A 21974-nucleotide genomic window follows, 5' to 3' on the forward strand; every position below is an offset into this window, starting at 1 on the left:
GAGGGATTGTGAGGGCGCTCGGAGCGCCTGTGCCGTGCGGGCCCGTGCCCACCGCCCGTTGCCCGCACGGAGGGACGTGCACGCCGACCGGAGGGGGCTGGTCGAGAGGGGCTCCTACCTTCGGGAAGACGGTGGGCGGACTCCGCGGGGTGATCTCTGAGTCTCTTGTGTTCTGATGCAGGACGTGGCAGCTTCCACGCCCTTCCTATTTGGTTCGCAGATAATTCAGAGACGCAAAGACTGCCCCGGAAACGAGGCAAACGAGAAAGGCGCGAGCCCATCGAAGCTCGAACAAGGGGATTGAATTCGTTTCAGGAACGTTGTTGACTCGAAAAACCCAAGTGTCGGCGGCGCCACCGGTCCCGAGGGTGGCGCCGAGCAATGACAGGAGTAGGCCAAGCGTAATGGATAGAGCCCCGAAGAGGAGGCCAGAAATGAATCCGAATGTTATTCTCATTCCCATGAACGTTACAATCCCGGATGTGGCTCACGTGAGCAACGCTAAATTTCCGAATCCGGAGTCTAACGGCATGGGGGAGTGCGCCGCGCGCCGGCGCCACCGAGAACAGCTTCAGACCGCCGCGACAGGGGACCGGCAAAGCCTGGGAGCCGGTGATGGTTCCCGGCTCTGACCTGTGGCAGCGGCCCAGCCAGGTGCCTGCGCTGCGTATAGCGCCGGCCTTCTGAGCCCCGCCTCGGTGTAGGCGTTGCGGTCGACGTTGTCGGGTTCCAACACCCGGAGCCACACCATGCCCAGCTCCATGGAAGGCGTCGACCGACGTTGGCCGGGCCAGCCGGCCCCCGGAGCACTGCTGTGGCCGTGATGAGATGATCGGCTTCTGTGCCCCACCGCCCCCTGATCGTCCCGGAGGACACACGCCATGACCACTGCGATCACCGTCGGCCTGCTACCTCCTGGCGGGATGGGCGCCGCAGTGGGAAGCGAGCTCGTCAAAGCGGGCATCCTTGGTCATCTCCCTGTGCCCGCCTGCATCGGCGGAAGAGACAGCGAACTCGGTGAGGGCATGCGGGTTCACCGGTGTCTTCGTCGGGGTCAACGCCATCAGCCCCGAACGTGTGGACCGGATCGCGGCCGGCATGGCAGGCCACAGAGCACGAGTTGTGGACGGATGCGTCATCGGCCTGCCACCCGTCGGCTCCGTCGCCACCCACCTCTACCCCTCCGGGGAAGCATCAGCGGTGGCGACAGTGGCGGAACTCTTCACCGGTACTCGCGCAGGCCTTGGAGCATGCCCACGGGGTGGAGGAACACCTGAGCGCGGAGGCGCGCCGCTTGCCAACTCCCCTCCGGCCGCTCCGGATTCCTTGACCGGTGTGGCCGCGAAGGCCTGGCGTCGGGCCCCGGAAATGCGGGAGGTGTCCCAAAGTCTGGCCGCTGCCGGTCTTCCCCCCGAGATGGCTGAGACAGCCGCTACGGTGTTCGACCCCTGGGAGCAGGACAAGGGCGCCCAGAACCTGCCGTCGTCACAGGTCCTGGCGCGCCTCAAGGACGGCTGAGGGCGGACGATTTCCTGACCCGTCGAAGCGAGAGGGTCTCCGGTCTCCTGGGGCCGAGGGTGGGGACCATGTTTCGGCGGTCGGGCCGGAAGACTGCCCTACGGAGGTTGTGTGAACGTGACCGCGGCAAGTTCATCGGGGCGGGTCTGCCAAAGCAGAACACGACTGGTTCTGTCTGTCGCTTTCTGCCTGTTCCTGTTGCTCGTGGCTGTCATCCCACTAGTACGTCAGCAAAAAGGGCATTCAGAGATGGACGTGGCGGTGTCGGAGCTCCCGGAAAGCCCGCTTTCGGCACGAGAGGGGAGCTCGGGGTTCCTCATCGGCGATGATTTCGTCGTTTGGGGTGGATCCTCCGGGGAAAGGGCCGATGAGGAATACCATGATGACGGGGCGGCTTACGATACCGTCACCAGAGAATGGAGGATGCTGCCGGCCCCTCCGATGCGCGCTCCGTACGGTCATGTAGCGGCCGCGAACGCCACAGGTCTGGCGGTCTTCGAGGCTCCTCCGTCGAGCCCTACCGAGGATTTTTCGGTTTCGGGATACCACCTGGACCTCGACCTGGGCGAGTGGCAGGCCCTGACTCCTCCACCTTTCACCCCCGGATCCGGCTTTCGAAAGGACGGGGTGACGGTAGGAGACCTGATGCTCTTCCACGCCTCCGAGGGCATTTACGCCTACCGTCCTGAGGAGGACACCTGGATCAAGGAAGAAACCCAGGGCGAGGTACACCGGGTCCTTCCCGCCGACCATGAACCCGGCCGTGGCCCAGAAGGTGAATTCTACTCCCTCGAGGAATATGATGACGGCCTTGCCCTCGTGCACAGACGGGCGCTCGATCTGTCCCCGATCACCCATCTACCGGTCCCCGACTCCGAAGGTGCCATGGACTACGGGATCCTTCGTTCAGAAGAGGGGGCCGTCTACGTGCTTCTCCGGTCGGATGGCGAAATCCACATCATGCGCACTGCAGACGGAGAAGACGGCAGGGGTTGGGAGCACGTGGACACGGCGCACAGAAGTAGCTTCCACACCCCCTACAGCACGTCGTTTCCGGACACTGGAGTGATGTGGGCCCGAGATGGGGCGTTGATCTCTGCGTCCCCGCTGGGAATCAGCTCCTACGAGGTGGCGGACGGCGAGTTCTTCTTCCACGCCACTCAGGTCGATGAGTCTCGCAGCTGCGGAGCAGGGTCCGCCATGTCCCCGACAGAGGCGGGAATCATCGTCTGGGGCGGTCAGAGCTGCCTTCCCGAAACACCCGGGCAGGTCGACACCGGATACGAAGTGGCGCTGCCCTCCCAAGGCAGGGGAGAGGGCGACTGAGCGAGCGACCGTGAGCCGCCATGGCAGGGGTGGAACCAGACGAGTGTGCCGTGCCGGCCCTCCGGAGCGCGCCCGCCCACACCACATACCGACCGGTTGGTTATCATTGCGGGCGTCATGCGCTCACGCTCGGCGCACCCCCGACCGCACAGGAGGCCACCATGGCAGTCGACCCCACAGGCACGGCTCTGGCGCAGATGTTGGAAGAGGACCCGGGCGGTCCAGTCGTCATGCTCAACCTGCTGCGGTTCGCTCCCGGGGGCCGTGCCTCCTACGAGGAGTACTCGCGCAAGGCCGCCGGTTTCCTGCACAAGTACGGCGCCGAGGTGCTCTACGCCGGTGAAGGAGCCCCGCCCCTGGTCGCCGAGGACGGCCAGGACTGGGACGCGGTGCTGATCGTGCGCTACCCCGACAGGAAGACGTTCAGCCGTATGGTCGCCGACCCCGAATACCAGGAGATCACTCGACTGCGCTCTCAAGCCCTGAGCGAGGCCGTGCTCCAGCCGACCACCCCTTGGGGTTCGCGCCGCGATTCTTGAACCGGGGCCGGCCCGGCCGGCGAGGCCCTACCCCCGGGAGACCTCGGGCAGCCGGCTCCCGGCCACCACCCCGACCAGCCCCAGAGCGGCCAGGAACACCAGCGCCCACACCACACCCAGAAGAGCCAGCAGCGAACTGATCCCGCCGACCACGAGCAGGACGATCCCCAGCGCCGAGTTCGACACCGCGACGTAGGTGGTCCGCCGGTCGCCTTCGGCCATGTCCACGACGTAGGTCTTGCGGGCCACCCGCACACCGATGTGCGTCAGGGTCAGCAGGAAGTAGCAGGTGATGAACAGCCCGGAGCTCCACCCCGCATCGCCGGTGAAACCGGGCCAGGACACCACCAGCACCAGCGCGAGCGTCACGGCCGAGGCGAACGCCGCTCCCACGCTCATCAGCGTCCGGCTCGACCTGTCGGCGAGCCGGCCGAAGATGCGCCCGCCCAACAGGGCGGCCACCCCGGAAGCGATAATGTATCCGCCCAGCCCGCCCAGGCCGGTGGTGCCGTACTGGGTGGACAGGGTGACCACGAACGGCGGGCTCAGCGCCGAGACCAGGAGGAAACCGCGCACGGCGACGAAGTGCCGGAAGGTGCGGTCCGCGCGCAGCATCCGGTAGGTCCGGCCGAACCACCCCGGCTGCTCTGTGGAATCACCACCGGAGGCCTCGCCGTCCCCGGCGTCCCCGGCCGGAGTGCCCGCCGGGTCCGCCGAGCCCGACGACTGCCCGCCGTCGGAACCGGAGGGCTCCCGCAGCCCGGCGTAGATCCACGCGACCGCCACCCACAGCGCGGCACCGGCGGCCAGAACCCAGACGAGCTGCCCGGCCTCCAGGTCCTGCCCGCCGAAGAAGCGGATCCCCAGGCCCAAGGTGATGGCCACCAGCCCCGAGGCGGTGGTGGCCAACCCGTTGATCTGTCCCCGCTCCCCGCCCGGGACGGTGCGGCCCTGCACGTCCTTGGTCGAGACCGAACACAGGCACCGGCCCAGGGAGAAGACCGCCAGAGCGGCCACGATGGCCACCCCGGCGGCGACCCCGTGCCCGAGCGCTGCGGTCCCCGCCATCACCGCCACCGCGAGGGCCTGGACGAGAGAGCCGAGGACGAAGACCCACTTGCGCTGCCGGGCCCGCAGGATCAACGGGGTCAGCAACGCCTGGGGCAGCATCGATCCGGACTCGCGCACGGGCACGAGCACACCGACCAGGGCCGAAGGCACGCCCAGGGCGTGGAACAGCCACGGCAGGACGGTCGAGGCGTTGACCGTCTGGTCGCCGGAGGCCTGCAGGGCACTGGCCGAGACCAGGCGCAGACCGTTGCGTGCGATGTTGTGCCGCACGCCTTCGGGCAGCTCCTGCTCGGTGTCCTGGTTGCGCTCGACCAGAACGGAATAGATGCGCTCCCTCCGGCTCATCCCTTCAACCTAGTCCCACACCGCCCTCGGGACGGGTTCGCCGTCCCGACACGGCCCCGGGCGGCGCACCACCTCAGCGCCAGCCGAGCCCCGGTGCGACGTAGCGCAGCAGGTTCTCGATGATGTGGGCGTTGTAGTCCACCCCGAGCTGGTTGGGCACGGTGATCAACAGCGTGTCCGCTGCGGCGACGGCTTCGTCCCCGGCCAGCTTCTCGACGAGCTCGTCCGGTTCGCCGGCGTAGGTCTTGCCGAAGCGGGCCGGCCCCTCCTCCAGGTGACCGACCTGGTCGCTGCTGGCCGTCTCGCGGCCGAACAGCTGCCGGTCGAACGTGCTCACCAGGGGGAAGATGCTGCGGCTCACCGAGACACGGGGCTCGTGCCGGTGGCCGGCGGCGCTCCAGGCCTCACGGAAGTCCTGGATCTGCTCCGCCTGCAACTGGTGGAAGGGCACCCCCGTGTCCTCGGTCAGCAGCGTCGAACTCATCAGGTGCATCCCCTGCTCACCGGCCCAGCGGGCGGTGGACCTGCTCCCGGCGCCCCACCAGATGCGTTCCCGCAGCCCGGCGGAGTGCGGCTCGATGCGCAACAGGCCGGGCGGGTTCGGAAACATCGGCTGCGGGTTCGGTTCGGCGAAGCCTTCCCCCTCCAACGCCTGGAGCAGGGAGGCAGTGTGTTCCCGAGCCATGTCGGCGTCGGTGGAACCCTCCGCCGGGCGGTGGCCGAAGTACTCGTAGCCCCGGACGGTCTGTTCCGGCGACCCGCGACTGATCCCGAGCTGCAGGCGCCCGCCCGAGATGAGGTCGGCGGCGCCGGCGTCCTCGGCCATGTACAGGGGGTTCTCATAACGCATGTCGATCACGCCGGTGCCGATCTCGATCCGGCTGGTCCGGGCGCCGACCGCGGACAGCAGCGGGAAGGGCGAGGCCAACTGCCGCGCAAAATGGTGCACCCGGAAGTAGGCGCCGTCGGCACCCAGCTCCTCGGCGGCCACGGCCAGGTCGATCGACTGCAGCAGCGCATCGGAGGCCGAGCGCACCTGGGAGCGCGGTGACGGTGTCCAATGGCCGAAGGACAGGAATCCGATTTTCTTCATGGTCAGGGCAACACCGCTGGGAACCTCGTATTCCGGGACCTCGGCGCCGCAGCGCCCGAGAGCTCACGCAACGGCGAGTGCCGTCCCAGAACACGGGCCCGCGTGGGGACGCTGCCGTGGCTAGCCGGCGCCGACCGGTTGCTGCGGGGTTTGCGGGACGGATCGAGGACTGTGCCGCCAGAATGGACGCCGTACGGCGCAACCCCCCGACCCCTCGAGGAGTTCCTGAGTTCATGGTCCGTACCGAGTACTACGACGATCCGGACGCGCCCGTTCCCAACAGCGTGGTGGTCGCGGCCACCGCGGCCGTCCTCGACGAGCAGGGGCGTCTGCTGTTGCAGCAGCGGGCGGACAACGGGCTGTGGGCGATGCCGGGCGGGGTCATGGAGATGACCGAGAGCCTGCCGCAGGCGGCTGCGCGTGAGGCGCGGGAGGAGACCGGTTACGAGGTCGAGGTGACCGGCCTGGTGGGCACCTACACCGACGCCCGGCACGTGATCGCCTACAGCGGCGGGGAAGTGCGCCGCCAGTTCAACGTGTGCTTCCGTGCCCGGGTCGTCGGGGGAGGGCTCGCGGTCAGTGAGGAGTCCCGCCAGGTGGGCTGGTTCACCCCCGAGGAGGTGGCGGCTCTGGAGATGCACCACACCCAACGACTGCGCGTGGAGCACGCGCTGGGGCAGGGCGCGCCTCACGCGGGCTGACCGGCTGCGCTCGCGGCCTGGGCACGTTCTTCCTCCCGGCCTCGGGCCCTCGGGTCAGAGGCCGACCTGCTCAGCCGGTGGCGGCGCCGGACCACGTGGGCAGCCGGGCGAGCAGGTCCTGCTGGTCCTCAGAAGCGGACCGGGTCCGCCCGCAGGCGGCTCAAGGCCCGCGCCCGTAAAGAGGCGCGGCAGGCGGCGAAGTAGTCAGCGAGGATGAGGTAGGTCTTCACGCCCCGCGCCTGGAGCCGGACGCGTTCATGGATCGTCCGAAGCCATGGCCCAGGTGGGGTGCACCGGTGGGTCGCTCGCCCGTGAGCACCCGGAACCTGCCGGGTGTGCCGCAGACGGTCGCGGCGACCACGGCTGCACAGCATCACGCGATCCGGAGCAGACCGGCCCCCTACCGGTGGGAGGTCGCCGGGGCCGCGGAGACCTGCGCCCAGACCTCATCGAGCGAGAGCCCCAGCACCTGCGCGAGGGTGGCGATGGTCGAGAACGCCGGGGTGGCCACGCGGCCGGTCTCGATCTTGCGCAGCGTCTCCGGCGAGACTCGTGCGGCGAGGGCGACTTCGAACATCGAACGCTCCCCGCGGGCGAGCCTGAGCAGCGAGCCCAGGCGCTGCCCGCGTTCGATCTCCTCTGGGGTGAGCGGCAGTCTGACCATGCGCCCATTGTAATACCGGTATTCTTTGACCGGTATAGTTATCGGTATGCTCGAGATCCTCACCCCTGCCCAGGTCGACCGCGCGCGTGACACCGGCCGCCTGGTCGGCAGCATCCTCCAGAGCCTGAAGCGCCGCACGACCGTAGGCACGAACCTGCTCGACATCGACCGATGGGCGAAAGAGATGATCCTCGACGCCGGTGCCGAGTCGTGCTACGTCGACTACGCCCCCTCGTTCGGCCGCGGCCCCTTCGGGCACTACGTCTGCACCGCCGTCAACGACGCCGTGCTGCACGGCATGCCGCACGACTACCGCCTCGCCGACGGCGATCTGCTCACCTTCGACCTCGCCGTCAAACTCCAGGGCGTGGCCGCCGACGCCGCGATCAGCTTCATCGTCGGTGAGACCCGCTCTCCTGAGGACCAGCGGATGATCGCGACCACCCAGCATGCGCTGAGGGCCGGCATCGCCGCAGCCCGCCCAGGCGCGCGGATCGGCGACCTCTCCCACGCCATCGGCACCGTGCTCTCGGACGCGGGCTACCCGATCAACCTCGAGTTCGGCGGCCACGGAATCGGCACCACCATGCACCAGGACCCGCACGTGGTGAACAGCGGACGGCCGGGACGCGGCTACAAGCTCCGCACCGGCCTCCTGCTCGCGCTGGAACCATGGATCATGGCCGACACCGACCAGCTGGTCGTCGACGCCGACGGATGGACGCTGCGCAGCGCGACCGGAGGCCGGACCGCGCACAGCGAACACACCATCGCCATCACCGACGACGGGGCGGAGATCCTGACGCTGCCGAGCGAGCACACTCCGTAGGTGGACGAACGCGACCAGCCCGTAGCCTGCCGCCGCGAGGCCCACTGCGACCACGAACCAGCGTCCGATACCGAGCCACGTGCTCTCCCGTCCACGCCCAGCGCACACTGAGCGCCCGTGAGGAGACCGGCGACGGCCCCCGGGTCAGAGGCCGGCCTGCTCAGCCGGTGGCCGCGCCGAACCACGTGGGCAGCCGGGCGAGCAGGTCCTGCTGGTCCTGCCCGGCCCAGGCCACGTGGCCGTCCGGCCGCAGCAGTACGGCGGGCACCTCCAGATCGCTGCTGCCGTCGACGACGTGGTCGACCCGGTCCTGCCAGCCCGTTACCGAGAGGCGGCCGGTCCGGTCCAGGAGCAGCCCGCGGCCCCCGTGCAGCAGCTCGTAGAGGCGGCCCCGCCCCAAGCGAAGGTCGCGCATCCGCTTGCCGAGCAGTTCGTGTCCTTCGCCGGAGCCTTCCTCCCCGAAGTCGTAGCGGATCCCGATCGCGGTGATCTTCTCGGTCAGGTACCGGTTGACCTCCTCGAAGTCCATCAGCTCCGAGACCAGCCGGCGCACGGCCCCGGGGCCCGGATCGGTCGACATCAGCTCCATCTGCGCTCGGGTGTTGTCCAGTACCTCGGCGGCCACCGGGCGCCGTTCGGCGGGGTAGCTGTCCAGCAGCCCTTCGGGAGCCCAGCCGTTGACCTGCGCGGCCAGTTTCCAGCCGAGGTTGAAGGCGTCCTGGATCCCCAGATTGAGCCCCTGGCCGCCGGCCGGCGGGTGGACGTGGGCCGCGTCCCCGGCCAACAGCACTCGGCCCTGCCGGTAGCGTTCGGCCAGCCGGGTGGCGTCGCCGAAGCGGGACAACCAGCGCGGGGAATGCACGCCGAAATCTGTTCCGGCCACCTCTTGCAGTTGCTGCTTGAACTCCTCCAGGGACGGTTCGACCGAGCGGTCCTCGACCACCCCCGCGGCGGGCACGACGACGCGGTACCCGCCGCCCTCGAGGGGACCGAGACCGAACCGTTTCTGGCTCTCGCGGACTCGTGTGACAACGGCGGCGATCGTCTCGGGGGACTCGGTCGCCTCCATCTCACCGAGCAGTGTCTGGACCCTGGCGGGCTCACCGGGAAAACCCACCCCGAGCAGTTTGCGCACCGTGCTGCGGCCGCCGTCGCAGCCGAGGAGGTAGCGCGAGCGCAACCGTGTCCCGTCGGCCAGTTCGGCGGTGACCCCGTGCTCGTCCTGGTCCAGGCCGACCAGTTCGCGGCCGCGCTCGAGCTCGGCCCCGAGCTCGGTGGCGTGCTCGGCCAGCAGACGGTCGGTGGTGGTCTGCGGGATACCGAGGACGTAGGTGTGCGCGCTGTCCAGGTGTTCCGGCGCGGGTTTGGCGATTCCGGCGAAGAACCCGCCGACCGGGTACTGCTGCCCGTGGGAGAGGAACCGCTCCAGCAGGCCCCGCTGGTCCATCACCTCGATGCTGCGCATGTGCAGACCGAGCGCGCGCACGTGCTCGGTCGGTTCCGTCTCCTTCTCCAACACGAGCACGCTCACCCCGTGCAGCCGCAACTCGGCGGCCAACATCGATCCGGTCGGGCCGCCGCCGACCACGATCACGTCAATCATGGAAACCCCTTTTTCCGCAATGGAACGTCGGCCAGAATCGCCGCGCGTTCTCATGGCAGGTACATCCGTGCCACGAGACCCACTGCCGTTCCGACTTGCCCGCGCGCAGGCGCCTCGGCAATGGCGCACCTGTTTCGCGGCGACCGCGGCATCGGATTCTGGCCTCGATCGACGATTCTGCGGCACGACCCCGCTCTTGCCACAAGCCCCCAGGTGTGCTATATATTGAAAATGGCAAGGAGGGAAATCATCCCCCTTGCCTTTCTGCTTTCTGTGGCCGGATCATCCCCTCGTGAAGCAGCGCGGCGCCGCGAGGGGCTGGACCTCAGCGCAGGTGCACGGTGCTGGGGGCCGAGCTCTTCGTGTGGTCGGGCGTCCGGGTTTCTTGTGGTGGGGAGGTCCTGCGCCGGGGCCACACGGTGCGCGGATCTGGTCGGGCCCGGGGCTCTGCGAGTCGGGCCCGACCAGGACGGCGTTGTCGGTGCTCGGTAACTACGGGGTTCGAGCACGGCGCATGATCACGCCCCCTCGGCCCGGGGCGCGCCGATCCCCGGATCGATCTGTACGGGGCCCGACGCGGAGGGCCGCACGTCGAATTCGAAGATCGCGGTCGGAAGGTAGACGGTGGCACACGCGTTCGGGATGTCGACCACGCCGGAGAAGCGTCCCTCGATCGGTGCCGCGCCGAGCAGCAGGTAGGCCTGCTCGGGGCTGTAGCCGAACTTGGTCAGGTAGTCGATCGCGTGCAGGCATGCGCGCTGGTAGGCGAGCTGCGAATCCAGGTAGTGCTGTCGGCCCTCCAGGGTCACCGACGTTCCGGAGAAGGCCAACCATTCGGAGTACTGGGGCGGGGTCTTTCCCGGCATGAAGATGGCGTTCTCGCTCACCCCGTAGATGTCCATGCCGCCCTTGATCACGTCGACGTGCAGGTCGATGAACCCGCCCATCTCGATGCCGCCGCAGAAGGTGATCTCCCCGTCCCCCTGGGAGAAATGGAGGTCACCGACGGAGAAATTCGCACCCGGGACGAACACCGGGTAGAACACGCGGGTCCCTCGGGTGAGGTTCTTGATGTCCTGGTTGCCGCCGTTCTCCCTGGGCGGGGCCGTCCTGGCCGCTTCTGCCGCCACCCGGTCGAACTCGGCGCCGCTCAGCGTGCCCAGGACCGCCTCCTGCGGCTCGGGCGGCAGCGCCAGGGGCGGGAGCCGGTTCGGATCGGTCGCGATGAGATCGCCTTCCCTGCGGTTCCACCGGGAGAGCAGCTCCGCGGAAGGGGCCGTTGCCATCAGACCGGGGTGGGCGATGCCGGTGAAGGAGACCCCCGGGACATGGCGCGAGGTGGCGATCTCCCCGTGGAAGTCCCACACCGCCTTGTAGGCGTCGGGGAACTGGTCGACGAGGAACGAACCGCCGTTGCGTTTGGCGAAGATCCCCGTGTAGCCCCAGCCCTGGCCGGCCAGGGGCCCGGAGTCCTCCTGGGGGATCGGCCCCATGTCCAGGATGTCGACGATCAGCAGGTCGCCCGGCTCGGCCCCCTCGATCCTGACCGGCCCCGACAGAGCATGGACCTTGGACATCGGGGCGTCGCGGACGTCCTCCGCCGAGTCGTCGTTCTTGATCGCCCCGTCGAACCATTCACGGCAGTCCATCCGGAAGGTGGAACCGGGTCTGACCCGAACGGCCGCAGGGATGTCGGGGTGGTAGCGATTGTGTCCGGTGATCTCCTGGTCGGTGAACGGTCTGGACGAATCGAGCGGAAAAAGCTGTTCGGGCATCAGCGCCTCCCTTTCAGGTGGGTGTTCTCAGGGCTCGGGAAGCCGTCGGTGGCTCGGGTCGTGTGTGTAGCGCTGTCGGCGGGCCGGGCCGGCGCTGGACGGCAGGGACGTGACCACGTCCGGCCGGTCCGCGCTGCGTTCGGAGCTTTCGAACGCGGCCGCCACGGCACGAGGCGTGCGGGCGAGCATCGGGGCGCAGAACACCCGACGTGCCTGCCGGTCGCAGTCCGGGCACGGCAGGGGCGGCGGGNTCGGCGGCGCGGCCCCCATCGCTGCTTCGAGCTCGGTCCCGCCGTGTTCGTCGCACATGAACTGGTAGATGGCCATGGTGGTCCCTGCTGGTCGACGGAGATCGCGAGTGCGTCCTCGTCCGGAGCGCCGCCCGCCCCCGAGACGGATCGAACGAGCCGTGTTCGCACAACTTCACAGAGTAATCACCCGTGGGTGAGGGGCACAGCTTCCAGCGGCGTGTTCACCGACGGTGGCCCGGGGGCGCGCCCATGGGTTACGTTGAGCGGCAGTGACACGGGGTGCCCGAACACATGTCTTCGGGCTGAGAAGAGACCCGTCGAACCTGATCCGGTTAACGCTGGCGAAGGGATGTCCACACACGGCCTGTGACATCGGCGGCCGCGGGGCTCGCCTTCGCCCATGTCGAAAGGCCACCGATGAGCTCCCCCCACACCGCGCTCCCCATCGACCAGCAGACCGTCCTCGTCACCGGCGGAGCCCGCGGGCTCGGCTCCCACCTGGTCCGGGCCTTCCTCGACCAAGGTGCCCGCGTGGTGATCAACTACCTCACCAGCGCCGAGGCCGCTCGAGAGGTCGCCGCCGCCCACCCCGGACGCGCCTGGGCCCTCGGAGCCGACGTCCGCGACCCCGAACAGGTCGCCGCGATGTTCCGGGCCGCCGAGGAGCACTTCGGCTGCCCGGTCACCACCGTCGTCAACAACGCGCTCGCCGGTTTCTCCTTCAACGGTGAGGCCCGGCCCCACGCCGACACACTCACCGCACAAGACCTCGACCGGCAGTTCAGCGGTACCGTCCACGGCGCTCTGAACACCGTCCAAGCCGCTCTGCCCGCCATGCGCGCCCGCGGGTTCGGCAGGGTGCTCAACATCGGCACCAACCTGTTCCAGAACCCGGTCGTGCCCTACCACGACTACACCGCGGCCAAGGCGGCCCTGCTGTCGCTGACCCGCACACTCGCCCATGACCTGGGCCCCGACGGCATCACCGTCAACATGGTCTCCGGAGGTCTGCTGCGCACCACCGACGCCAGCTCCGCCACCCCCGAGCACGTCTTCGACCTGATCGCCTCGACCACCCCGCTGCGCCGGATCATCACCCCGGCCGAGTTCGCCGACGCGGCCCTGTACTTCGCCTCACCGTGGGCGCGCGCGGTCACCGGCCAGAACCTCCTCGTCGACGGCGGGCTGGTGGCGAACTGATGGCCAGCGCTCCTGACCGCCGACTCCACCTGAACCTGTTCATCCTCGGGTGCGGCCACCACAAGGCCGCCTGGCGCCGCCCCGACTCACCGGCCGAACGGATCGGTGACATCACCTACTTCGAGGAACTGGCCCGCACCGCCGAACGCGGCTGCCTGGACGCGGTCTTCTTCGCCGACGGCCACGCCGCGGGAAACGTCGACGGCGGGCCCATGTGGTTCCTCGAACCGCTGACGGCCCTGTCGGCCATGAGCAGGGCCACCGAGCGCATCGGGCTGGTCAGTACTGTCTCCAGCACGTTCTACACCCCTTTCCACGCCGCGCGTCTGCTGGCCTCCCTGGACCACATCAGCGGGGGGCGAGTGGGCTGGAACGTGGTGACCTCCATGTTCGACACCGAGGCCCGCAACCACGGCTACGACCACATGCCCCCGCACCAGGAGCGCTACGAGCGAGCCGAGGAGTTCGTGGAGGCGGTACTGCGGCTGTGGGACTCCTGGGGCGATGAGGCCTTCCACCACGACCGGGACGGGATCTTCGCCGACCCCGACCTGGTCCGTCCCATCGATCACCGGGGCCGCTACTTCCAGGTCGAGGGGCCGCTGAACGTGCCGCGCCCGGTGCAGGGCCACCCGGTGCTGTTCCAGGCGGGCTCCTCCGAGCAGGGCCGAGCACTGGCGGCCCGGCGCGCCGAGGCCGTCTACTCCGTGGCCTACGACCTCTCCAGCTCCCAGGACTACTACCGGGACGTCAAGGCGCGGATCGCTCGGGCGGGCCGGGATCCCCGGTCCGTGGCGATCATGCCGGGGCTGGTCACCTACGTCGGTTCCACCGAGCAGGAGGCCAGGGCCAAGCAACGCGAACTGGACGAGTTGTTGCCGACCGAGGAGTCACTGCAGCAACTGGGCATGTTCGTCGAGCAGGACTGCACCGACTGGGAGTTGGACGCCCCGGTTCCCGACCTGCCGCCGTTGGAGGAGTTCACCGGGCCCAAGGGCCGCTACGGGACCATCCTGCGCATCATCGACTCCGAACGGCCCACCGTGCGGCAACTGCTGGGCCGACTGGCCGCCGGTGGCGGCCACTGCACCATGGTCGGAACCCCCGAGCAGATCGCCGACCGGATCACCGAGTGGCACGAGAACGCCGGCGCGGACGGCTTCAACCTCATGCCGCCCTCCCTCCCGGGCGGGATCGAGGACTTCGTGGACCAGGTGGTCCCCGTCCTGCAACAGAGGGGATTGTTCCGCCGCGGCTACGAGGCCGAGACGCTGCGCGGCCACCTGGGTCTGGCGCGGCCGGCGTCGCCGCACTGAGAACGGGTACGGACGGCGAANCTGGGCGCATGGCTTCGACCGAACGGCCAGGTCAGTTGCCCGTAGGTGCCGGGGCCTCGTGCCTGGGCGTACTCCACTGTCCGGGAACGCGCACGGTTTCAATAGATTCTTGTTAACGGCGTTGACAGTGCTAACAGGTTTCTGTGTATGATCCTTGTGTACGTCCCGGGTGCGCGGGGCCGAGAGTTCGCCCGCGTCCTCCAGCTCCGTCACGGCACCCGTGGACCACTTTCGCCCTTTCCAGCCCGAACGGCGGGCTGTTCCCCCATGAACCGGAGACCACCATGAGTACTGCCCAGCCCCCTTTCGGTCCTGCCGTGCCTCCGAAACAGGGCATGTCCACCGGCAAGAAGGTCGCTCTCTTCGGGTGCGCCACGCCCCTCCTCGTCCTCTTCCTCATGGTCGGCTGCGTCGCGGTCCTGGCCCCCGGTGGTGAGGACACCGCCGAGGACACCGGCACAGAGGCCGCCGACACCGACACCGGCGGCGAGGAGGATGGTGAGGAGGAAGGTGAGGAGTCCCACGAGCTCGGAGAGACGTTCGAGCACGGCTCCTTCGCCTTCACCGTGCGCTCCGTCGAGGAGGGCGTGGCCAGTGTGGAAGGCGAATTCGGCCTCACCGAGCAAGCGCGCGGTGAGTACATCGTCGTCGAGCTGACCGCGGAGAACACCAGCTCCTCGGCCGAGTACCTCGACGGCTCCAACCAGGTCCTCATGGACACCGACGGCAACATGTACGAGCGCGACATCAGTGCCAGTTCGGACGACTCCTTCATGGACCAGCTCAACCCCGGTCAGAGCGCCGAGGCCACCTTGGCCTACGACGTCACCTCCGGAACCGAGATCGACCACATGCTCGTCAACGGCAAGACGATGATCGACGACGGCGTGCGGGTGGACCTCGGATAGGTGCACGTGGGCACTGGTCGCCGCGCTCGGCAGGTGAGCGCGGCGACCAGCGCCGCCGAGAGCGAAGTGCGCCGTGCGGCGGGCCCGGGGGCCGGGCGGACAGGGCCGCCCTCCTGCCACGGACACCACGAAGAGTGGGACGCGCTCCGGCCGCATCGGCGGATCGACGAGTGCAGCGAGTAATGTTTCTGTCCGTATGAGTAATCGTGGTGACAGCGGCGGACGGCGCACGGGCACGCGGTGTTCCGCCGAGCACAGAGCTGGTGGGCCGGCATGGAAAAGCTGAGCCGCCTGGCCCGCGACGCGTTCGCGTGGGCGCACCGAGAGGGCTCGGCAGCGCTGGGGCGCGTGCGCGACTACATGTGGGTGATCGTGCAGTGCGCCGTTGCCGCGACCGTGGCGTGGGTCATCGCCGGGGGACTCATCCAGGACCACTTCCCGTTCTTCGCCCCGATCGCCGCGGTCATCGCGCTCAACACCGTGGGCGGCGAACGCGGGACCAACGCCGTCCGGATGCTGTTCGGCGTGGTCATCGGCATCCTCATCGGCGAACTCTCGATCGTACTCACCGGCGGGGGACACGCGACGATGGTGGTCGCCATCGCCGTGGCGATGACGGCCGCGGTCGCCTTCGGCGCCGCGCGTCTGGTCATCGCCCAGGCCGCCTCCGGAGCGATCCTCACTCTGGCGGTCGCCGACGGCCAGGTGGGGGTGAGCCGGTTGACCGACGCGCTCATCGGGGCGGGTGTGGCGTTGACGATGAGCCAGCTGCTCTTTCCCACCCGCCCGGCAGCCTGGCTGCGCCGTATCGAGAACGAGGCCCTGCACGAGATCGTCCGCCTGCTCGACGCCACCGGCCGCGCGTTGAAGGAGGACGAGGACCCTTCCTTGAGCACCGTGAACCGGCTGAGCGCACTCAGCCGTCCGATGGCCGACCTCAGCCGCGCCCAGGAGAACAGCCACCGCAGCGTCCGGTGGACCACCGCGCGCTGGGCCAGCCCCGGGCCGCTGGCCTACGAGGACGAGAAGGTCGACCGGCTCATCATCCTCAGCGAGAGCTGCCTGGCTCTGGCCCGCACGGCAGCCGCCATGGACAAGGAAGAACGCAGGCACATCTCCTCGGTGGTACTGGAGATGGCCTCGGCCCTCGAAGTCCTCGCGGACAACCTCGGTGACCGTGAGGCGCGCCAGCAAGCCGTCGACCTGGCGCTCGACCTGGCCCAACCGTTCAGCGGCGGCACGGCCGAGGACCCGGTGACCGCCTCCGCCCACCTGTCCGTGCAGATGGTCGCCACCGACATCATGCTCTTCGCCGGGGTCGAAGGACCCGAGACCGTGGCACAGGCGCTGTTGGGGGAGGAGGACGGCCAACCGTGGGTCGCCCATCCGCGCACGGAATCGTGGCTTCCGTGGGTGCGCCGGCGCTCCTCCGGCTCCAGCGTCCGAAAGCGGCTCCGCCGGATGTTTCGGCGCCCGTGCTGACCCGGGCCGGCGGGGCGCGTCGGCGCCGCCCGGCGCGGGTCAGCGCCGCACGGCGCCGGCCCGGGCTCAGGCCCCGAGACGTCCGCGCCGCACGGTGCCGCCCTTGACGACGGCACGCACACCCCGCTCCGGTTCGGCCAGCAGGGACAGGTCCGCCAGCGGGTCGCCGTCCACGACCAACAGGTCGGCGCGGGCGCCCTCCCGCAGGGTGCCCGCCTCGCCCCCGAAGCCGAGCAGCTCGGCGGCGTTGCTGGTGGCCGAGCGGATGACCGCGTCGGCGGGCTGGACCTGGCCGCGGAGGGTGAACTCGGTGCTCTGGTGCTCCTGCATGCCCCCGAGCAGGTCGGTGCCGAAGGCCATCCGCACCCCGCCCTCGTGGGCCAGGCGCAGGGCCTGCAGCCCCCGGTGCAGGACCGTGTCGACCTTGGCCTGGCTCTCCGGGGGAAGACCGTGGCGCTCACCCTGGCGGGAGAGCTCGTGGTAGGTCACCAGGGTCGGCACCAGGAAGGCCCCGTGTTCCAGGAAGAGCGCGACGCTGCTCTCGTCGATGAGGTTGCCGTGCTCGATGCAGCGCACGCCCAGGCGCAGGCCGCGGTTGACGGCGCGGGCGGTGTAGGCGTGGCCGGTGACGTAACGGTTGGCGGCCTCGGCCTCCTCCACGACCGCACGCAGTTCCTCCTCGGAGGACTGCGTCGAGTCGATCCGGTCGGTGGGGGAAGCGACCCCGCCCGAGAGCATGACCTTGACGTGGTGGGCGCCGGTACGCAGCTGTTCGCGCGCGGCCCGCCGGAACTCCACGGGACCGTCGCACACCAGGCCGGCTCCGGGGCAGCAGCCGTCCTGTCCGTGGCCGTGGCGGCCCCGCGGCCGGAAGTCCCCGTGCCCGCCGGTCTGGGAGAGCGCCCGTCCGCCGAAGGCCAGGCGGGGGCCGTCGACGAGACCGTCCTCGACGGCCTGGGCCAGCCCCCAGTCGGCGCCGCCCACGTCGCGCACGGTGGTGAAGCCGCGCCCGAGCATGGCCGACAGCGACGTCGCCGCCCAGGCGCTCACGTAGGAGGCGCTCTGGTCGGCGGCGGCACCGAGGTCGGCACTGAAGGCGGTGGCGTGCACGTGTGCGTCGATGAGCCCGGGCATCAGGGTGGCACCGGCCAGGTCCACGGTCTCGGTGTTCTCCCGTGCCGGGGCGGGGCCGGAGCCGCGCCCGGTGATGCGGCCCTCCTGAACCAGGAGCCAGGAGTCGGGGGCGGCCGTGCCCGACTCGGGGTCGAGCAGCCGCGCGCCGGTGAGGAGCAAAGGCGAGGGGTGCGGGGTCATCGGGGTCTCCCTGGGTCGGGTCTCACGGGCAACGTCGCGTACGTACCGCGATCCTCATTGTGCAATATATGTTGCATGAAGATGTCGCCGGGTGCCTGAGCCTGATATCGGTGGTGCGATGGCCCCGGAAGGTCCGGGGCCGATGGAGGCAGGAGGCCCCGTGCCGGACTGGATCGCGCGTGCCCTGGACGGCGCCCGCCTGGGCAAGGCCTCCGAACGCGTGGTCGCCGTGCTGCGCGAGGAGCCGCGCTTGGCCTCCTACGCCTCCACCGCGGAGCTGGCCGAACGCTCCGAGGTCAACGTCGCCACCGTGGTGCGCCTGGCCCAGCAGCTCGGCTTCTCCGGCTGGCCGACCCTGCGGGTGGAGCTGCGCTCGCGCTACCTGGCGTCGCTGAGCGCGGGAGAGGTCCTGGCCGAACACGCCGGTTCGGACGCCGACCCGGTCAGTGCCGCCCTGGCCGCCGACCGCGCCAACCTGCGCCTCCTGGAGAGCACGCTCGACCACGGGCAGGTGCGCGCGATCGCCTCGGCGCTGCACACCGCCGGGCGCACCCTCGTGCTGGGGTCGGGAACCTTCGCCGCACCGGGGGTCCAGCTCTCCCACGCCGCCGGGATCATGGGTTACGACGTCCGCCTGGGCGAACTCGGGGGTACCGCAGTGCTCAACACCCTGGCCAGGATGGGCGGGGGCGACCTGCTGGTGGTCTGTGACCTGTGGATGCTCCCGGTGGCGCTGCGCCGCGCCGTGGAGGTGGCGGTGCAACGGTCTGTGCAGGTCGCCGTCGTCACCGACCGCAGGGAATCACCGCTGGTGGAGCCGGCCGACCGGGTCGTGGTGGTGCCCAGCGAGGGCGCGGGGATGTTCCCGTCGCTGACCGCCGCCATGGCCGTGATCCACGCGGTCCTGGCCGAGCTGGCACGCATCGGCGGACCGCAGTCGCTGGACTCGGTCCGTGAGGCGGAGCGGCTCTGGCGGGAGGCCGATCTCTTCTGAGCCGGGGCGCAGGCGGGGGCTCCGGGCCAAGGGCGTGACGCAGAACACAATGTTTGCAACGTCTATTGCATGTCAGCGGGATGGCCTGGTTGGATCGGCCACCAGCGGGATCCCGCCCCCCGTGCTCCTACGATCTCCCCGAGGCGCTCCATGCAGACGACACACATCGTGATCCTCGGCCTCTACTTGCTGGCGATGGTCGGCATCGGCCTGTACTTCTCCCGTTCGTCCAAGGTGAGCGGAGGCGACGACTTCCTCTTCGCGGGACGGAGCCTGTCCACCCCGGTCATGATCGCGACCCTGCTCGTTACCTGGGTCGGGTCGGGAACGATCATCGGCGGCGCCAACTTCGCCTACAACCACGGGCCGATCGCGGGGATGGTCTTCTTCGCCGGAACGCCCCTGGGCATCCTGGTCCTGCTCCTGATCGCGCGGCGCATCCGCAGGGCCGCGCGGCACACCATTCCCGAGCTGCTGGAGGCCCGCTTCGGCACCGGGGTGCGGACGGTGGCTGCCCTGGTCACCGCGGTGGCCTACATCGGACTGGTGGCCGCACAGTTCGTCGGCGGCGGCTACGTCCTGGCCCTCATCACACCCCTGGACGACACCCAGGGCACCCTCGTGGTCGCGGTGGTCGTCACGGTGCTGACCGTGACCGGCGGCCTGTTCTCGGTCGCCTACACCGACTTCATCTCGGCCGTTCTGGTCCTGGGAGCGCTGGTCGCCTCGGTGCCGGTCGTTCTACTGGCGGTCGGTGGGCCCAGCGGTTACTGGCAGGGCCTGCCGGAGGCGGCGAGCACCCCCACCGGGGGACTGACCGGGCTCCAACTTCTCGGCTATTTCCTGCCGCTCTTCCTGCTCCTGCTCGCCGACCAGAACCTCTACCAGCGTCTGGCCGCGGCCAAGGACGAGCGCAGCGCCCGCAACTCGACGCTGGGCATGCTCTTTTCCTCGTTCCTCGTCTTCGTTCCCGTGGTGCTGCTGGCCACGGCGGCAGCGATCCTCCTGCCCGGTATCAACGGCGACGAGTCCGTCCTGCGGCTGGCCTCGGAGGGCCACCTGCCCGTGGTCCTGGGCGGTGTGCTCCTGGCGGGAGCGGTGGCCTTTGTGATCACGACGGGCTCCTCGTTCATGCTGTCGGGGGCCTCCAACATCGCCTTCGACCTCTTCGCCCGCTTCGGCGGCGACCGGATCGGCGACCGCGGGACCCTGATCGTGCAGCGGGTGTCGGTGCTGGCCATCGCACTCGTCGCCATCGCCCTCGGCCTGTACTTTCCGACCGTGCTCGACCTGCAGATGTACTCGTACACCATCTACGGGGCCGCCATCACCCCGGCCGTGTTCGCCGTACTGTTCTGGAAACGCGCCACCACCGCCGGCGCCGTGGCCGCACTGGTCGCCGGTGCCGCCGCGACCATCGGGTGGGAGATGGCGGGGGCGCCGGGCGATCTCAACGGGGTGATCATCGCCCTGCCGACCGCCGTGCTCTCCCTCGTGGCCGTCAGCCTCCTGACCAAGGCCCCGGAGGTGCGGAGCTCGGAGGCGGTCGGGGCGGACTGACCCGTGGCCCTGGCCGGAAGCTTGCCGCTGCCCGGGTCAGAGCTTGCGTGCCACGCCGCAGTACTGGTCCACCTCATCGGGAGCGCCCACCTCGGTCTGCGGCGGGTGCCACAGCGAGGCCGAGACCACGCCCGGCTCCACCAGATCCAGACCGGTGAAGAAACCGGCGATCTCCTCGGGGGTGCGCAGATGGTAGGGCAGGGCGGCGGACTCGCTCCACCGGTGTGAAGCCTCGATCATGGGTTCGCTCGTGTTGCTGCCGTCGCACAGAGCCAGGTAACTGCCCGGGGGCAGGGCGTCCACGAAGGCACGCACCGCCGCGTAGGCCTTCTCGTTGTCGGGGGTGTGGCCCATGGTGCCCAGGATCGTCAGGCCGATGGGCCGGCCGAAGTCCAGGTGCTCGCGTGCGGCGTCCAGGACCTTCCCGGGCTCGAACAGGTCGGCGTCGACGTAACGCACGTGGTCCACCCCGGGCCCGGTGAGCAGGGCGCGCGCGTGGGCCAGCACCATCGGGTCGTTGTCGACGTAGACGATGCGGGCCTCGGGGGTGAGGGCCTGGGCGACCTCGTGGGTGTTGTTGTGGGTGGGCAGCCCGGTCCCCACGTCCAGGAACTGCCGGATGCCCTGCTGGGCCAGGAAGGTGACGGCGCGGACGAGGAACTCCCGGTCCGCGCGAGCGGCCGCGACCATCTCCGGATAGGCCTGCAGGACGAAGTCGCCCATCTCCCGGTCCACGGGGTAGTTGTCCTTGCCGCCGAGCCAGTAGTTCCACACTCGTGCCGAGTGGGCGACGGTCGTATCGATCGAGGGGAGATCCGCCACGTGGTCCTCTTCGTCCTCATGGTTGTCGGTCGGTTCGCATTCTGCTGCCCCGACGGGAGTTCGGGCAACCGAAAGCCCGCAGCCACGGGAGTCTCCGGGGGCGTGTTCCGGTGAGCGGAGGTGCCGGGGACGTCCTGGTCCAGGATGGTTGAAGCCGGGCGTACTTTTTCGTGGGTGACCCCCGCTTATTTCGTGAGAACGCCACGACGGAGGGTGATTGTTGCGATGCTGGGAGTATGTGCAGCCCTCGACGTGCGCGGTCGGTGCCTTCCCCGGCCGTCCTGGCCCTCGTCCTGCTCGCCTCGCTGGCGGCCTCCCAACTCGAACCGGTTCCCGTCTGTGCCCTGCTGGTCCAACCCCCGTCCCTCAGCGCGCCCGCAGCCCGACACGAACAACAGCGCTGCCGGGGCACTCGGCCGCTGCGCATCCGCCGACGCTGCCACGACCGCCGTTTGCATCCGGCCGACGGCGACGGGCCCGTCCACTGCCCGGACCCACGCACACCTCGGAGCCTGCCGAGTTCCTTCTGCCCCGTGCCCCGCCCCCGGCGCCCGGCCGACTGACCTTCCCCACCGGCCCCGGCGCCGTTCTCGGGTTCTAGCGGTCCCCGCAACACCCTGGAGTTCAGGGAGTTGCGGGGAC

18 protein-coding genes and 1 riboswitch are annotated in these 21974 nt (G+C 69.5%); of the genes, 11 read left to right on the forward strand and 7 right to left on the reverse strand.

What is annotated here, in order from left to right; all coding sequences use genetic code 11:
• Positions 1–1767 precede the first annotated feature (1767 nt).
• Positions 1768–2844 (forward strand): Kelch repeat-containing protein, encoded by a 1077-nt coding sequence (locus D473_RS27380; protein WP_152436915.1) that lies wholly within the window; start codon positions 1768–1770, stop codon positions 2842–2844.
• A gap of 161 nt (positions 2845–3005) precedes the next feature.
• Entirely contained in the window at positions 3006–3383 is a 378-nt protein-coding gene (locus D473_RS0123405; protein ID WP_026127247.1) for a DUF1330 domain-containing protein, read from the forward strand.
• A 27-nt stretch (positions 3384–3410) separates the two neighbouring features.
• On the opposite strand, the gene D473_RS0123410 is transcribed toward D473_RS0123405, so the two are convergent.
• Both D473_RS0123410 and D473_RS0123415 read right to left on the reverse strand, forming a co-directional pair.
• Positions 3411–4799 (reverse strand): MFS transporter, encoded by a 1389-nt coding sequence (locus tag D473_RS0123410; protein WP_017611473.1) that lies wholly within the window; start codon positions 4797–4799, stop codon positions 3411–3413.
• A gap of 73 nt (positions 4800–4872) precedes the next feature.
• Complete coding sequence (locus D473_RS0123415) at positions 4873–5892, reverse strand: LLM class flavin-dependent oxidoreductase (protein ID WP_017611474.1); 1020 nt, start codon at positions 5890–5892, stop codon at positions 4873–4875.
• Positions 5893–6125: 233 nt separating this feature from the next.
• Here D473_RS0123415 and D473_RS0123420 point away from each other — a divergent pair, with 233 nt between their 5' ends.
• Complete coding sequence (locus tag D473_RS0123420) at positions 6126–6593, forward strand: NUDIX domain-containing protein (RefSeq protein ID WP_017611475.1); 468 nt, start codon at positions 6126–6128, stop codon at positions 6591–6593.
• Between the two features lie 400 nt (positions 6594–6993).
• Here D473_RS0123420 and D473_RS0123430 read toward each other — a convergent pair whose 3' ends face one another.
• Positions 6994–7257: a helix-turn-helix transcriptional regulator gene (locus D473_RS0123430; protein WP_017611477.1), complete on the reverse strand. Its 264-nt coding sequence runs from the start codon at positions 7255–7257 to the stop codon at positions 6994–6996.
• Between the two features lie 46 nt (positions 7258–7303).
• Between D473_RS0123430 and map the strand changes: the two genes are divergently transcribed.
• A complete protein-coding gene (map, locus tag D473_RS0123435) occupies positions 7304–8086 on the forward strand; it encodes a type I methionyl aminopeptidase (RefSeq protein ID WP_017611478.1) in 783 nt (260 codons plus the stop codon).
• 160 nt (positions 8087–8246) lie between these two features.
• On the opposite strand, the gene rox is transcribed toward map, so the two are convergent.
• On the reverse strand, positions 8247–9689 hold the full coding sequence (gene rox, locus D473_RS0123440) for a rifampin monooxygenase (protein ID WP_017611479.1): 1443 nt from the start codon (positions 9687–9689) through the stop codon (positions 8247–8249).
• 518 nt (positions 9690–10207) lie between these two features.
• On the reverse strand, positions 10208–11464 hold the full coding sequence (fmdA, locus tag D473_RS0123445) for a formamidase (RefSeq protein WP_017611480.1): 1257 nt from the start codon (positions 11462–11464) through the stop codon (positions 10208–10210).
• A 516-nt stretch (positions 11465–11980) separates the two neighbouring features.
• Positions 11981–12082: riboswitch (TPP riboswitch) on the forward strand.
• Positions 12083–12132: 50 nt separating this feature from the next.
• On the opposite strand from fmdA, the gene D473_RS0123455 reads away from it, so the two are divergent.
• From D473_RS0123455 to D473_RS0123470, 4 genes are all read left to right on the forward strand, one after another.
• On the forward strand, positions 12133–12915 hold the full coding sequence (locus D473_RS0123455) for a 3-oxoacyl-ACP reductase (RefSeq protein ID WP_017611482.1): 783 nt from the start codon (positions 12133–12135) through the stop codon (positions 12913–12915).
• Positions 12915–14231 carry an LLM class flavin-dependent oxidoreductase gene (locus tag D473_RS0123460; RefSeq protein WP_017611483.1) on the forward strand — a complete coding sequence of 439 codons (1317 nt, stop codon included), beginning with the start codon at positions 12915–12917 and terminating at the stop codon, positions 14229–14231. The genes D473_RS0123455 and D473_RS0123460 overlap by 1 nt, the downstream gene beginning before the upstream one ends.
• 338 nt (positions 14232–14569) lie before the next feature.
• Entirely contained in the window at positions 14570–15160 is a 591-nt protein-coding gene (locus D473_RS0123465) for a DUF4352 domain-containing protein (RefSeq protein ID WP_241474863.1), read from the forward strand.
• Positions 15161–15433: 273 nt separating this feature from the next.
• Positions 15434–16642: an FUSC family protein gene (locus tag D473_RS0123470; RefSeq protein ID WP_017611485.1), complete on the forward strand. Its 1209-nt coding sequence runs from the start codon at positions 15434–15436 to the stop codon at positions 16640–16642.
• A 66-nt stretch (positions 16643–16708) separates the two neighbouring features.
• On the opposite strand, the gene D473_RS0123475 is transcribed toward D473_RS0123470, so the two are convergent.
• A complete protein-coding gene (locus tag D473_RS0123475; RefSeq protein WP_017611486.1) occupies positions 16709–17956 on the reverse strand; it encodes a metal-dependent hydrolase family protein in 1248 nt (415 codons plus the stop codon).
• A 160-nt stretch (positions 17957–18116) separates the two neighbouring features.
• Here D473_RS0123475 and D473_RS0123480 point away from each other — a divergent pair, with 160 nt between their 5' ends.
• Both D473_RS0123480 and D473_RS0123485 read left to right on the forward strand, forming a co-directional pair.
• Positions 18117–18950: a MurR/RpiR family transcriptional regulator gene (locus tag D473_RS0123480; RefSeq protein ID WP_026127249.1), complete on the forward strand. Its 834-nt coding sequence runs from the start codon at positions 18117–18119 to the stop codon at positions 18948–18950.
• A 150-nt stretch (positions 18951–19100) separates the two neighbouring features.
• On the forward strand, positions 19101–20510 hold the full coding sequence (locus D473_RS0123485; protein WP_017611488.1) for a sodium:solute symporter family protein: 1410 nt from the start codon (positions 19101–19103) through the stop codon (positions 20508–20510).
• A 36-nt stretch (positions 20511–20546) separates the two neighbouring features.
• On the opposite strand, the gene D473_RS0123490 is transcribed toward D473_RS0123485, so the two are convergent.
• A complete protein-coding gene (locus tag D473_RS0123490; RefSeq protein ID WP_017611489.1) occupies positions 20547–21332 on the reverse strand; it encodes an SAM-dependent methyltransferase in 786 nt (261 codons plus the stop codon).
• Between the two features lie 236 nt (positions 21333–21568).
• Between D473_RS0123490 and D473_RS27390 the strand changes: the two genes are divergently transcribed.
• Positions 21569–21895, forward strand: coding sequence for a hypothetical protein (locus D473_RS27390; protein WP_152436916.1), 327 nt, complete (start codon positions 21569–21571; stop codon positions 21893–21895).
• Positions 21896–21974 lie beyond the last annotated feature (79 nt).

Origin of the sequence: Nocardiopsis xinjiangensis YIM 90004 (genome assembly GCF_000341145.1) — a bacterium.
GTDB classification, from domain to species: Bacteria; Actinomycetota; Actinomycetes; order Streptosporangiales; family Streptosporangiaceae; genus Nocardiopsis; species Nocardiopsis xinjiangensis.

Bases quoted from the DNA above. Each gene is read 5' to 3' on its own strand.
- D473_RS0123455 (WP_017611482.1), top strand. From the start codon at position 12,133: ATGAGCTCCCCCCACACCGCGCTCCCCATCGACCAGCAGACCGTCCTC.
- D473_RS0123405 (WP_026127247.1), top strand. From the start codon at position 3,006: ATGGCAGTCGACCCCACAGGCACGGCTCTGGCGCAGATGTTGGAAGAG.
- D473_RS27390 (WP_152436916.1), top strand. From the start codon at position 21,569: ATGTGCAGCCCTCGACGTGCGCGGTCGGTGCCTTCCCCGGCCGTCCTG.
- D473_RS27380 (WP_152436915.1), top strand. From the start codon at position 1,768: ATGGACGTGGCGGTGTCGGAGCTCCCGGAAAGCCCGCTTTCGGCACGA.
- D473_RS0123470 (WP_017611485.1), top strand. From the start codon at position 15,434: ATGGAAAAGCTGAGCCGCCTGGCCCGCGACGCGTTCGCGTGGGCGCAC.
- fmdA (WP_017611480.1), bottom strand. From the start codon at position 11,464: ATGCCCGAACAGCTTTTTCCGCTCGATTCGTCCAGACCGTTCACCGAC.
- D473_RS0123485 (WP_017611488.1), top strand. From the start codon at position 19,101: ATGCAGACGACACACATCGTGATCCTCGGCCTCTACTTGCTGGCGATG.
- rox (WP_017611479.1), bottom strand. From the start codon at position 9,689: ATGATTGACGTGATCGTGGTCGGCGGCGGCCCGACCGGATCGATGTTG.
- D473_RS0123415 (WP_017611474.1), bottom strand. From the start codon at position 5,892: ATGAAGAAAATCGGATTCCTGTCCTTCGGCCATTGGACACCGTCACCG.
- D473_RS0123475 (WP_017611486.1), bottom strand. From the start codon at position 17,956: ATGACCCCGCACCCCTCGCCTTTGCTCCTCACCGGCGCGCGGCTGCTC.
- D473_RS0123410 (WP_017611473.1), bottom strand. From the start codon at position 4,799: ATGAGCCGGAGGGAGCGCATCTATTCCGTTCTGGTCGAGCGCAACCAG.
- D473_RS0123420 (WP_017611475.1), top strand. From the start codon at position 6,126: ATGGTCCGTACCGAGTACTACGACGATCCGGACGCGCCCGTTCCCAAC.
- D473_RS0123460 (WP_017611483.1), top strand. From the start codon at position 12,915: ATGGCCAGCGCTCCTGACCGCCGACTCCACCTGAACCTGTTCATCCTC.
- D473_RS0123430 (WP_017611477.1), bottom strand. From the start codon at position 7,257: ATGGTCAGACTGCCGCTCACCCCAGAGGAGATCGAACGCGGGCAGCGC.
- map (WP_017611478.1), top strand. From the start codon at position 7,304: ATGCTCGAGATCCTCACCCCTGCCCAGGTCGACCGCGCGCGTGACACC.